The sequence below is a fragment of the Armatimonadota bacterium genome, from assembly GCA_023511795.1.
GTDB lineage: Bacteria > Armatimonadota > UBA5829 > DTJY01 > DTJY01 > JAIMAU01.
In genome coordinates, this window is record JAIMAU010000002.1 from 335,826 (window position 1) to 347,915 (window position 12,090).

The 12,090-nt window shown below is 51.5% G+C and carries 12 protein-coding genes; 10 read left to right on the forward strand and 2 right to left on the reverse strand.

What is annotated here, in order from left to right:
• Positions 1 to 208 precede the first annotated feature (208 nt).
• The 8 genes from K6T99_04285 to K6T99_04320 all read left to right on the forward strand — a co-directional run bounded on the left by K6T99_04285 (position 209) and on the right by K6T99_04320 (position 4,058).
• Positions 209 to 949, forward strand: a complete 741-nt coding sequence (locus K6T99_04285; GenBank protein MCL6519026.1) for a Mu-like prophage major head subunit gpT family protein — start codon at positions 209 to 211, stop codon at positions 947 to 949.
• Positions 950 to 964: 15 nt separating this feature from the next.
• Positions 965 to 1,306, forward strand: coding sequence for a hypothetical protein (locus K6T99_04290; protein MCL6519027.1), 342 nt, complete (start codon positions 965 to 967; stop codon positions 1,304 to 1,306).
• Between the two features lie 109 nt (positions 1,307 to 1,415).
• A complete protein-coding gene (locus K6T99_04295) occupies positions 1,416 to 1,853 on the forward strand; it encodes a hypothetical protein (protein ID MCL6519028.1) in 438 nt (145 codons plus the stop codon).
• A 2-nt stretch (positions 1,854 to 1,855) separates the two neighbouring features.
• Positions 1,856 to 2,158 (forward strand): hypothetical protein, encoded by a 303-nt coding sequence (locus K6T99_04300; GenBank protein ID MCL6519029.1) that lies wholly within the window; start codon positions 1,856 to 1,858, stop codon positions 2,156 to 2,158.
• 41 nt (positions 2,159 to 2,199) lie between these two features.
• Positions 2,200 to 2,445, forward strand: coding sequence for a hypothetical protein (locus tag K6T99_04305; protein ID MCL6519030.1), 246 nt, complete (start codon positions 2,200 to 2,202; stop codon positions 2,443 to 2,445).
• Positions 2,446 to 2,457: 12 nt separating this feature from the next.
• The gene (locus K6T99_04310) at positions 2,458 to 2,772 is read left to right on the forward strand and encodes a hypothetical protein (GenBank protein ID MCL6519031.1); all 315 of its coding nucleotides are present in this window, start codon (positions 2,458 to 2,460) and stop codon (positions 2,770 to 2,772) included.
• 83 nt (positions 2,773 to 2,855) lie between these two features.
• Entirely contained in the window at positions 2,856 to 3,275 is a 420-nt protein-coding gene (locus K6T99_04315) for a M15 family metallopeptidase (protein MCL6519032.1), read from the forward strand.
• 69 nt (positions 3,276 to 3,344) lie between these two features.
• Complete coding sequence (locus K6T99_04320) at positions 3,345 to 4,058, forward strand: sulfotransferase (protein MCL6519033.1); 714 nt, start codon at positions 3,345 to 3,347, stop codon at positions 4,056 to 4,058.
• A gap of 35 nt (positions 4,059 to 4,093) precedes the next feature.
• On the opposite strand, the gene cysN is transcribed toward K6T99_04320, so the two are convergent.
• Both cysN and cysD read right to left on the reverse strand, forming a co-directional pair.
• Positions 4,094 to 5,974, reverse strand: a complete 1,881-nt coding sequence (gene cysN, locus K6T99_04325; protein MCL6519034.1) for a sulfate adenylyltransferase subunit CysN — start codon at positions 5,972 to 5,974, stop codon at positions 4,094 to 4,096.
• A gap of 51 nt (positions 5,975 to 6,025) precedes the next feature.
• Positions 6,026 to 6,931: a sulfate adenylyltransferase subunit CysD gene (gene cysD / locus K6T99_04330; protein MCL6519035.1), complete on the reverse strand. Its 906-nt coding sequence runs from the start codon at positions 6,929 to 6,931 to the stop codon at positions 6,026 to 6,028.
• A 574-nt stretch (positions 6,932 to 7,505) separates the two neighbouring features.
• Between cysD and K6T99_04335 the strand changes: the two genes are divergently transcribed.
• Both K6T99_04335 and K6T99_04340 read left to right on the forward strand, forming a co-directional pair.
• Positions 7,506 to 10,811 (forward strand): DUF3883 domain-containing protein, encoded by a 3,306-nt coding sequence (locus K6T99_04335; GenBank protein ID MCL6519036.1) that lies wholly within the window; start codon positions 7,506 to 7,508, stop codon positions 10,809 to 10,811.
• Positions 10,812 to 11,227: 416 nt separating this feature from the next.
• Positions 11,228 to 12,090, forward strand: an 863-nt coding sequence (locus K6T99_04340) for a DUF1156 domain-containing protein (protein MCL6519037.1), incomplete at its 3' end; no start/stop codon positions are given.

Genomic DNA, 12,090 nt, shown 5'->3' on the forward strand with positions numbered 1-12,090 from the left:
GCTTTTTGGATTGGCAAAAACATACGAAAGGAGATTTGTTTCCATGCCAATAGTCAAGTCAGATATTCCAAAGCTTCTGGAAGCTGGACTTAGGGCAGTATTCTTCGATGCCTACGAAGCATATCGTAGTGACTGGGAGTGAATTGCCACTATTGTTCCTTCAGAAAATGATATCGAGAAATATGCATGGCTTGGGGCAACTCCCAGGATGCGGGAGTTTAAAGATGAGCGAGTACCTGCTGGCCTGCTTGAGCATGATTATTCGATTAAAAACAAAACTTGGGAAGCCTCAATTGCAGTTGACCGCGCTGCACTGGAGGACGACCAATATGGCCAAATTCGGCTGAGAATCCAAGGATTGGCAGATGAGGCTAGACGTCATCAGGAGGAGTTGGTTTTTGGCCTGCTTAGGGACGGGTTTAATACTTTGTGCTATGACGGTCAGTTTTTCTTCGACACCGACCATAGCGATGGTGAGTCCGGCACGCAATCGAACAAGGGGACTTCTGCTCTTTCTGCGGCATCTCTTCAAGCAGCTTTTACTACAATGATGAAGTTCAAAGATGACCAGGGCAAGCCGATGGGAATCATCCCTGATACACTTGTTGTTTCGCCTGACCTTAAGTGGACAGCAATGGAACTCTTTTGGTCGATCTATGCGCCTGATAGCGAGGTTGGGAAGACTGAAGCCAGGAAAAACGTCCTCAAGGGTGCGCTCGATTTGATTGTCAGTCCATACCTTACAGATTCAAATGATTGGTTCCTACTGTGCACCAAGCGTGTCGTCAAGCCTGTTATCTTTCAGTCCCGAATTCCCATAGAATTTGCGGCTCTGGAGGCAAACTCGGAAAACGGGTTCATGCGCGATAGGTATGTTTACGGCGTCCGAGCAAGATACAATGTTGGATTCGGACTGTGGCAGCTTGCGTATGGTAGTCAGGTGAGCTGATAGGGGGAGGCTATAATGATTACAGCAGCAGATAGGAGTACAAAACAGGCAAAGGAGCTTATTGCAGTTCCAAGTGGCGCTCTCTTGATGACGCCTGAGGAGTGTGAAGCCTGTTTTGTGAATGAGACTACTATGATTCAGACGGGCCCATGTCGGCTCGTGGGGGTAATCCTAAACGTCGGAACTGAGGTTGCTACGATAACTATAGAGAGCGATACCCAGATTGTTCTCAAAGTAAAAATGACCTCAGGTAGTCGCCCTGTTTTCCCTGCACTACCAATTGCATGCAAAGGAAATCTTGGGGTTACTTTGACTGGTGCAGGCGCGGAAGCGATTGTCTATTACATACCAATGTAAACAGTGGAGTGGTGGAGTATTGGCAGGATGATGGCAGCCTTTTTCTTGTAGGACTCATTTTCTTGTTGCTTCATCACTCCAATTTATCCTATTTCGCGGAGGGTTATCGATGGCAATCACAATTACAAAGGCGGAGATTAAACGGAAGTGCATGATTCCTATATCGGATACGACTTATGATTCAGATATTGATGCCCTGATTGCCGAGATGCAGCCAGGAATCGAGTATACAATCGCCGATGCATACTTAAATGACGCTGGAAATTCCAGACTCCAGGCGCTCTTAAAGCTTGGGATGCTTGAGATAATGAGCGGCGAATTCATCCAGCAACTTTTTCGAAAAGCAGGCGCATCGGAATCACTTAAAATCGGTAGTCTAACGGTAGGAGCCCGTCCACAGTATGGCGCAAAGTTAATCGAGCAGGGCCAGTCGAGACTTCGGCCCTTCAGAAAGGCAGTGGACGATTTAGCCGATGTAACTCAGATTGCGAGCACAACAGAAGATATGGATCGGATTTTCACAAGCGATAATATGAGGATATGGTGACAATGGAGGCACTAAAGGAACGGGCAAAGAATGCATTTGAAGCATATGGCGAGTCTTTTGCAATTGGAGGAAGACCTACAAAAGGCGTTTTCCAGCAGCTTGATATGCAGAGAATGAACATGTTTTTTGATGATATTGAAATTTCAACGATAACCAGACCTGCGCTTATTGCTTTTATTTCAGCTGACGCAACCGCATCAATTGACGAAACAATTACACGAGATGGGAGAACCTATACTATCAAGAAGTTGGCAAAGCTAAGGGCAAAAGATACGGTTGTAATGCAGGTAATCCTGTTGGTTTAACTGTTTGAAGTTCTTTTATGGTCTTGATTGGGGTAACTTGTTTGAGAAGGCGAATAACAGCGGCAAAAAACGATGATGTGAGCTCCCGGCTGGCGGTGATTGAGGAGAAAATTGAACTTGTTATCTCAGAGCTTTCCGCCATTCGGGCTTACATCCCCGGCAAGATGGTCGAACACCAAGAAAGGATAACTGTCTTGGAGCGGAGCATCCGTGGCATTCAGTGGCTAGGTGGTGCGCTAGCGATTGCTCTTATAGGAGCTTTCATAGGGCATGTGCTTGGAAGGTAAAGGAGAGTTCAAATGAATAAGGTTCAACTGTGGCAGTTTTTGCCATATATTCTGCCTTTAATTTCTTATATCATTGGCAGACAAATGAATAGGCTGCGTGTGCCAAGAGAAGTTGTAAGGCTGATTAGCAACCCAAACATTGTCGACATTATCACCCAGGGGGTCAAGACCGCTCAGGCACTCCATGGGAAATCTGATGACGAAAAGCGAAGATATGTGCGTTCATGGGCAAAGTCGGAACTGTATAAACTTCTTGGCAAGTGGTTTCCAGATTCAACAATCAATTTTCTTATTGAGCATGTAATCATTCGCAGAAAGGCATTGTAGATGTGCTAAGATTGGCACTTGATAATGTATATTTTGGCGGTAGTTGGTTTTACACAAATTTTAATTTTCAGAAATAGGTAAACATGGCAAACAAATATGACGGTCTAGATGCGGAGTTCCGGGCGAAGTTAGGATTATTCGAGAAACGCCTACTTGAGCGAGGTATCCATGTAAAGCTTGTATGTGGCTATAGATCAATCGAAGAGCAGGACCGGCTGTATGCGCTGGGCAGAACAAAGCCGGGCAAAATTGTTACCAAGGCGCGTGGTGGCTACTCATGGCATAATTTCGGGCTAGCTGCTGATTATGCATTTGTTGTTGGCGGCCGACTTACCTGGAATGGTCCTTGGAGCGTTTTTGGCAGGATTGCGAGGGAATGCGGCTTAGAATGGGGAGGCGATTTCAAGGGATTCTCCGACCGCCCGCATGTGCAGTGGAGAAAGGGCAGAACGCTGGCAGCAATGAGGAAGGGTTTGGCTACTATTACGCGTAATTTGGAGTGACAATCCTATACTTGTATGGTATTCTGAACAAGGCTTCGATTACACTATGTTGTTTGGGGGATTAGGCAAATGTTGATTACCATTATCGGCAGAGGCCATGGGGGCACACGGGCGATGAGCAAGACGCTTGTAGATAGCGGCGTGTATATGGGGGCACAGCTCAACGCTTCCTATGACCTTGTCCCTGCTGAGGAAATGTACGAGGCATGTCGAATTATGGCGCGGCATGTCGTTCACCTCGGTGGGGTGCAGTGGGACTTTTCAAAGCTTTACGAGATGCCGATAGACCCCGAATTTGAGCGCCTAGTGCGTTCATATCTTCATTCGGTATTGGAGAGCGATGCCCCATATCGAGGGTGGAAACTTCCTGAGACGACGCTTGTATACCCTTGGATTAGCCGCATGTTTCCTGATGCTTACTACATACATTGGACGCGCGACCCGCGAGACTCAATTTTAAATGCTCATCTCACGGATGATCTTGCGAAGTTCGGAGTTCCCTATACCCCGGTTCAAGATGAGCGCCTTAGGCGGGCTGTAAGTTGGAAATATCAGCGCGAGATTGTCAAGGCAACTCCGAGGCCTAAGCACGCGATTGATGTGCGCTTTGAAGATTTTGTGCTGGACCAGGAAAAGACCCTCAAGCGGCTCGAGGAGTTTCTCGGCATTCATCTTGCCCGCATAGAAGTTCGTCCTGAGGCAGTTGGCCGCTGGAAAACGGACGAAGGACAACACGACTTCGACTTCCTTAGAGAAGATATGAAGGAATTAGGGTACCTGTAAACTTTGTTTCTTGCTTAGTTGACGAGCTCAGGTCTCTACAAAACGTTTTTCTTTCCCAAAAACGCCATGACTGTGCAGACTGCCTCGTTGATTGAAATTTGGTCTGTCCGCAAGTGCAAGTCTGGTGATTCAGGCGCTTCATAGGGTGATGATATGCCAGTGAAGTCTGGGATTTCATTGGCACGAGCTTTAGCATATAGGCCCTTTGGGTCTCGTGCTTCGCATACTTCAAGTGGGGCGTCAACAAATACTTCAATAAACCGTTCGCTGCCGATGATTTGCCGGGCGTTTAATCGGTCCTTCCTAAATGGCGAAATGAATGAGGTAATGACTATGAGCCCGGCATCGTTAAATAGCTTAGCTACCTCTGCGACACGTCGTATGTTTTCCGTGCGGTCTTCTGGTGAGAAGCCTAGGTCGCGGTTCAGCCCTTGCCGTATGTTGTCTCCATCGAGCACAAAGCATGCGCGTCCTTCCTCAATAAGACGCTTTTCAAGTGCGTAGGCAAGCGTGGACTTGCCTGATGCGGAGAGCCCTGTGAGCCAGATTGTTACAGGGCGTTGACCTAGCACCCTCGACCTGTCTTCGATTCCAACGTAGCCTTTATGGCGCACGATGTGTCGTTCTGGCGCCTCATAGCGGTGGAGGCGGTCGATAATCAACCCTGCACCCACTGTGAAGTTGGTCTGTGGATCTATGACAATGAAGCCGCCGGTCTGCCTGTTATGTTGATACTCGTCGCATAGGATAGGGCGGAACAACTGCATGCTGATGCGTCCAATATCGTTAAGTTGGAGATTGGTGGCTGGTTGCCGATGGAGAGTGCTAGGGTCAATCACGTATTTTAAATCAAAGAACCGTCCTCTAGCAGTAGTTGTAGTATGTTTGATGAGATACTGGCGGTCGAGGCGGAGCGGCTCCTCATGCATCCATATAAGCATTGCTTCCAGCTCATGAGCTATCCAGGGCAGGTTTGCGGGGTGGGCGAGCATATCTCCTCGGCTGATATCGAGCTCATCCTCCAGGCAAATTGTTATTGGCTGTGGTGAGAATGCATAATCAACATCTTGGCGGTCGTAAATAATTCGCGATACACGGCTTGTCTTCCCTGAGGGAAGAACAATCACCTCGTCGTTCACCCTTACCACACCTGACGCCACATTTCCACAGTAGCCCCGAAAATTGCCGCTTGGCCTGAGAACGTATTGGACGGGAAAGCGGAAGTCTATCAGGTTTCGGTCGCTAGCGATGTGGACATTTTCTAAATGTGCGAGAAGCGGGGCTCCTTCATACCAGGACATGTTTGTGCTTCGATACACTACATTGTCGCCATGAAGTGCACTAATCGGGATGAATTCAAGGTCTTGTGTTCGAAGCTTTGAAGCAAATTCTGCATATTCGGCGACGATATTCTCAAAAGCATTTTGAGAATAGCCGACAAGGTCCATTTTGTTCACAGCAACGGTAATATGTGGAATTCCCAGTAGCGATGCTATGAATCCATGGCGCTTTGACTGGGTGGTTACACCATTAAGGGCATCAATTAAAATTACAGCCAAATCCGCGGTTGAAGCTCCTGTGACCATGTTACGCGTATATTGCTCGTGTCCCGGAGTGTCAGCGATGATAAAGCGGCGGCGCGGGGTTGCAAAGTGACGATAGGCGACGTCTATTGTTATTCCTTGTTCGCGCTCTGCTCGAAGGCCATCGGTTAGGAGGGCGAAGTCTACGCCTTCTCGGCCTGCGCGCCGAGAGTCGCTGTGCAGTGCGGCTAGGTGGTCTTCATAAATGCATTTGGCATCATGGAGGAGGCGTCCTATCAGCGTTGATTTTCCATCGTCAACGCTTCCGGCTGTTGTAAAGCGAAGCAGTTCAATCTCTTGAGCTTGTTTTATGAAATCTTCAAGTGTTGGCATCTCGAAAGCTTTAGTTGATTTCTTTTGTCGATTTATAGTTTTTCTACAGAGTTAAAAATAACCTTCGCGCTTCTTTTGCTCCATTGAACTATCTTGGTCATGGTCAATCAGCCTTGTGATGCGCTCTGAATGGCGAACGAGCATCATTTCTTCGATAATTTCTGGCACTGTCCTTGCTGATGAGCGGACGGCTCCTGTGCATGGATAGCATCCAAGCGTGCGGAAGCGGCACATAACCATTTCTGGCTTTTCGCCTGGGAGAAGGCGTGTGCGTTCGTAGACTGGGATAAGGCGGTTCTCCCTTACAACAACTGGCTGTTCTTTTGCAAAGTACATTGGCACAACAGGGATTCCTTCGGTATAGATGTAAAGCCAGATATCAAGTTCAGTCCAGTTAGAGAGCGGAAATACTCGAATGCTTTCACCCTTTTTGATGCGTCCGTTGTAGATATTCCAAAGTTCGGGTCGCTGGTTTTTGGGGTCCCACTGGCCAAAAGAGTCGCGAAACGAGAATATGCGCTCCTTGGCGCGTGATTTTTCCTCATCCCGTCGTGCGCCTCCGAAAGCAGCATCAAATCCCCCTTCCTTAAGGGCGTTTAAAAGAGCCTGGGTTTTTAGTGCTGCACAGCACTTCACCGTGCCCCAGTCCCAGGGATCAGCTCCTTGTGCGATTGCTTCTTCATGGCGATATACAATCAGGTCGGCGCCGATTTCCTTGCAAAATGCATCGCGGAATTCATACATTTCAGGAAACTTCATGCCCGTGTCGACATGGAGCAAAGGAAAGGGTATGCGACCGGGGTAAAACGCCTTTTGCGCTAGACGGACCATGCACGAGGAGTCCTTGCCGACTGAGTAGAGCATCACGGGCCGCTCGAATTCGGCAACGACTTCGCGGATTATGTGTATGCTTTCAGCTTCTAGGGCTTTGAGATTTGATAGGCGATACCGTTCCATAGCAGAGGATATATTATGGGAGAGAAATCAAATAACCTGCTTGTTTTTCTGCGAAGACTAAATTTAATTTTTCGCGAAGTGGTTGGTGGTGAAACTGAAATCCTTAGACTACTATCAAGGTTTATTCGGATTTAAATTAACCAAAGAAGATTATTCAGCCAATGAATGACAAAAATAAAAAGGCACGCCTCGTCTCAGACCTCGAAGTGCTTGCCCTTGCAGAAGCTCTGGGGTGTTCTCCTTGCTGGCTTCACACCGGCGATGGCTCCCCGACCGCCTGACGCAGATGGTTTTCCCCGCTGCACCACGACCTCGTTTGAAGGAATCAAGTATGGCCGCGTCGAAACTGCCATGTGGGACAGCTATGGGTGAGCGTTTCCCACCATTGCGCTCACATTCTTGAAGTGAGCTGGCAGGGCTGAGTGACGGTAATTGTCACCCGGTCTTGTTCACCCCCCGTGACCTCAGTCTCGAAAGCAGTAACGCCTGGGAGGTAGTGGGCGTTCATATGCGTCGCGATGTGCCTGGCACTTTCAGGCACGGGTATTTTCACGGAGAACAAGGTGAATGCGGGATGATTCCTCCGAAAGCGGAAGATATACTACACGGTGATTTCTGGCCAGAGCCGGTCCGCGTTCTGAAAGTCCAGGAGATCGGCGACCGAACGAAGATCGAGGCCGTCGGCGTGAACACAGGCCACTTCTACTCGAACATCTTCAGTCCGGCGGACCTATCCGGCGTTGAGGTCAGAAGCGAAACCGGTCGTGACTTTGGCGGCAACGGTGAAGCCTTTTTCCTGGCGATGGAGGCGCATCGCATCCGATACGCCCAGCAGTTTGACCCGATCTTCGCCGTAAACGTTTCTCAAGTAGACCCGCTACCGCATCAGATCGAGGCCGTGTATCATTTCATCCTGCGCAATCCGCGTATCAGGTTTCTCCTCGCGGATGACCCCGGCGCTGGCAAGACCATCATGACTGGCCTGCTGCTCAAGGAGTTGAAGTATCGCGGTGTTGTCCGCAGGTGTTTGATCGTTGTTCCCGGACACCTGAAGGAGCAGTGGCTTCGAGAGATGAAAGAGCGGTTTGGCGAAACCTTCACTCTCATAGATCGGGCCGTGGTGAACGCCAATTGGGGGCGAAATGTCTGGCAGGAGATTCCCCAAGTCATTACCTCTATGGACTTCGCAAAGCAGGACGACATGATGGCGAGTCTGGGCGAAGCCCGGTGGGACCTGGTCGTCGTAGATGAGGCACACAAGATGGCGGCCTACCGGTATGGCGAAAAGCTGGATCGCACGGAGCGGTACAAGTTTGGCGAACTTCTCTCCCGCACGAGTGACTTCCTTCTCTTCCTGACAGCCACACCACACCGAGGCGACCCTGAGAACTTCCGCTTGTTTCTTGACCTTTTGGAGCCCGGGATGTTCTCTAACACCGAGCTCCTACTAGAGTCCGTCAGTAGCCATGATAACCCGCTCTTCCTACGCAGGCTGAAGGAAGACCTAAAGGATTTCGAGGGTAGACCGCTATTCCCCCCGCGTCATGTGATTACAAAGGCTTACCGTTTGAATGACGATGAAAAGCGCCTCTACAACGCTGTCACTTCCTATGTAGAGGAATCATACAATAGGGCTCTGTCCACCGAGAAGCGGAATGTGGCTTTTGCTCTCCTAATTCTCCAGCGCCGTATGGCGTCCAGCGTGCGGGCCGTACGCCGATCTCTCGAACGCCGCAAAGAGCGCCTGGAGGAGCTTCTGAACCTTGGACGGTGGCTTGCTCAGCAAGACACTGTGGACGAGGAGGCTCTAGAAGATGCACCCGAAGCCGAGCGCATGCGTCGGGAAGAGGAACTGGTGGAGCGACTCACTGCCGCAGAGACTCGCGAGGAGCTTCAGGAGGAGATAGGCACTTTGGCCGACCTGATACGCCTCGCCCGCGACGCCGAGAAGCAGGAGATAGAGACCAAGCTGGCGGAGCTTCGCCAGGTCATCAGCGACCAACAGATTCAGAGGACTGGTGAGAAGCTGTTGATATTCACCGAGTCCAGGGAGACCCTGGAGTACCTGGCCGAGAAGCTGAAGGCATGGGGCTTTTCGGTAGTCGTCCTCCATGGGGCAATGAACCTCGATGCACGCATTCGCGCCGAACACGACTTCCGCGAGCGGGCGCAGGTCATGGTCTCGACCGAGGCAGGCGGCGAGGGCATCAACCTCCAGTTCTGCGCTCTCATGGTGAACTATGACATCCCATGGACACCGAACCGCCTTGAACAGCGCATGGGTCGAATCCACCGGTATGGACAGCAAAAGGAAGTGCATATCTACAATCTAGTCGCCGCCGACACACGCGAAGGCCGGGTGCTAGAGGCTATTTTCCGCAAACTTGAGCGTATACAGGAAGCTCTCGGTGCAGACCGCGTATTCGATGTCATCGGCGAAGTTCTCCCCGGTCGCGGTCTTAAGGATCTAATTGTCGATGCCATCGCCAATCGGCGCACGATGGACGAGATCATCGGCGACATCGAGGCCATCCCGGACGAGGAAGCAGTCAGCAGGGCGAAAGAGGCTGTGCTAGAGGCCCTGGCGACCCGCCATGTTGATCTTCAGCGCGTTCTCGGTGAGGACCGGTCTGCGCGGGAGAGCAGGCTCGTTCCTGAATACATCGAGCGGTTCTTCGAGCGCTCCTGTGCCTTCGTCGGCATGAACGTCGAGCGTCGCAATAGTGTCTGGCGGGTGCCCAGCGTACCCTTTGAGATTCGCAACGTGTCCCAAAGCTTCAAGCACCAGTTCGGCGAGGTATTCAGAGAGTACAATAGGATTGCCTTCGAGAAGGAAAATGCCCGCCGAAACGAGGCAATCTTTGTCGCCCCAGGCCACCCACTGCTGGAGTCCCTCATCGAGCAAATCTTCACCAGATGCGCGGAGGATATGAACCGCGGTGCTGTCTTCACTGACCCGGATGGGCGGCTAGACGGCTGGGTTTGGTTCGTCGAAGGCGAGGTCCGAGACGGCATGAATCAAATCGCTGGGCGACGGCTCTTCGCGGTGTACCAGCCCATAGACGGGGATATGCGGTTGGTCAGTTCTTCCATCCTCTGGGATCTGAAACCTGTGGTCGAGCCCGGCGCAGATGAACAGTGCCCGAACGAGAGCGAAATCGTGGCCTATGCCATCGAGAACGTCCTGGAGGGATACCGTGCCGAGATCGCTGCGCAACGAAACCGAGATGCAGAAATCAAGCGAAAGTACGGCGTGCGATCCCTGGATCAAATGATCCTCGATTCCGAGGCGAAGCTCGTGGACTATGAGACCCGCCGTGCGAAGGGCGAGGCTCTGCCAGATGTGGATATTCAGAATGAGAGACGTCGAAATGACGATCTTCGAAGGCGAAAGTGCGACCTGGAGAACGAGATACGGCGTGAGACAAGCCTTCTGCCGTCTAGTCCAAGGGTACTCGGAGTCGTGCGCGTGATTCCCAAGCCGCCCGCTGACAAGGCAATGATGTGCTCCGATGCGGAAGTCGAGGCTGTCGGCATGAAGGTTGCCATGGAATATGAGCTTGCCCAGGGCCGTACACCGGAGGACGTGTCACAGCAAAACCTAGGTTATGATGTGCGATCAACCGACCCTAACGGCGCTGTCCGGTACATAGAAGTCAAAGCGAGGGCCACCAGCGGCACGATTGTCCTGACCCCAAACGAGTGGCTGATGGCTAGGCGACTCCAGCAAGAGTATTGGCTGTACGTGGTCGAAAACGTTTCTACGGACCCGACACTATATACCTTGCAAAATCCGGCCGACAAACTCCAGCCCGAACAAGTTGTCGAGATCGTCCGCTATGTCGTGAAGGACTGGAAAGAAGGGCTGAAGAATGCGTGAGCGGGAGGTCACCAAGGCCGTGGCAATGCGCTTGCGCGAAGATGGCGCTATGAACTTGAAGGTGAGATACGGCTCCGAAACGGGTCCAGATATTGAATGCGAGCTTCCGCGTTCGAGGCGCAAGTTGTACGTGGAAGTAAAAGGGAATCGGGCTGGAAACGAGAGTCAGACCTGTCGCAGAGCTATCGGTGAAGCTCTGTTGCAGACCCTCTCTATTTACGACCGAGATGTGGTCTGTGCGATAGCCCTGCCGTACAGCGACGGCTACACCAAGGTTGTGCGAAGCATCATGCCGGGGCTTCGGGTGCTCGGCGTGCACGTACTGCTCGTGAGAGGCACAGAGGTCTGGCACTTACGGCCCGACTCGGTAGGTTTTTTCCATCTGTGCCAGAATCTATCATTGAGGAAGATGACAAATGAGTCTAGAAGGTCCGCAAGGACCGCAAGGCAAGCGGCTAATTGAGGTGGACTTTCCGATTCGTAAGGTATCGGAGGAGTCTGTGCGTGATAAGAACATCCGGCATGGGCATATCTCGACACTCCATATCTGGTGGGCGAGGCGGCCGCTTGCCGCATCGAGGGCAACTGCGCTTGCTGCGCTTTTGCCGGACGACCCGAATCGCAGGGAGTATCTGTTGGACCTTGTGAAGGACATTTCGCCGTGGGAAGCGGTATCGAAAGGCGAAAGTCCCAGGTTAGAGGAGGCTCGGCGTCTCATACGCGAGGCTTACGGTGGACGTGCCCCGAAGGTGCTGGACTGCTTCGCAGGTGGCGGCGTGATTCCGCTAGAGGCTTTGCGCCTTGGCTGTGAAGCATACGCGCTGGACTATAACCCGGTGGCTGTCTTGCTGAACAAGTGCGTTCTCGAATACCCGCAGAGGTTCGGCAGTGGCTACGATGGACTAACTGGCATACCCGAGGAGGGCTTAGGTTTGGATACTTCGGGCAACCCGTTGCTCGATGCTGTGCGTTATTGGGGTAATTGGGTGCTGGAGGAAGCCCGGAAGGAACTGGAGCGGTTCTATCCTAAAGATCCTGTAGGTTATATCTGGGCGCGAACCATTCCCTGTCAGAACCCTTCTTGTGGTGCAGAGATTCCTCTGATGTATCAGACGTGGCTAGCGAAGAAGAAGAATAAGCGCGTTGCCCTTAGAATGATACCAAACCGAAGGGAAGGAAGGATAGACTTTGAGATTGTCGGGCAGGACGGGCGGCTGCTCGACTTCGACCCGGACGAGGGCACGGTATCACGCGCACACGTGCGGTGTCCGCTATGCGG

Bases quoted from the DNA above. Each gene is read 5' to 3' on its own strand.
- K6T99_04285 (MCL6519026.1), top strand. From the start codon at position 209: ATGCGGGAGTTTAAAGATGAGCGAGTACCTGCTGGCCTGCTTGAGCAT.
- K6T99_04290 (MCL6519027.1), top strand. From the start codon at position 965: ATGATTACAGCAGCAGATAGGAGTACAAAACAGGCAAAGGAGCTTATT.
- K6T99_04295 (MCL6519028.1), top strand. From the start codon at position 1,416: ATGGCAATCACAATTACAAAGGCGGAGATTAAACGGAAGTGCATGATT.
- K6T99_04300 (MCL6519029.1), top strand. From the start codon at position 1,856: ATGGAGGCACTAAAGGAACGGGCAAAGAATGCATTTGAAGCATATGGC.
- K6T99_04310 (MCL6519031.1), top strand. From the start codon at position 2,458: ATGAATAAGGTTCAACTGTGGCAGTTTTTGCCATATATTCTGCCTTTA.
- K6T99_04315 (MCL6519032.1), top strand. From the start codon at position 2,856: ATGGCAAACAAATATGACGGTCTAGATGCGGAGTTCCGGGCGAAGTTA.
- K6T99_04320 (MCL6519033.1), top strand. From the start codon at position 3,345: ATGTTGATTACCATTATCGGCAGAGGCCATGGGGGCACACGGGCGATG.
- cysN (MCL6519034.1), bottom strand. From the start codon at position 5,974: ATGCCAACACTTGAAGATTTCATAAAACAAGCTCAAGAGATTGAACTG.
- cysD (MCL6519035.1), bottom strand. From the start codon at position 6,931: ATGGAACGGTATCGCCTATCAAATCTCAAAGCCCTAGAAGCTGAAAGC.
- K6T99_04335 (MCL6519036.1), top strand. From the start codon at position 7,506: ATGATTCCTCCGAAAGCGGAAGATATACTACACGGTGATTTCTGGCCA.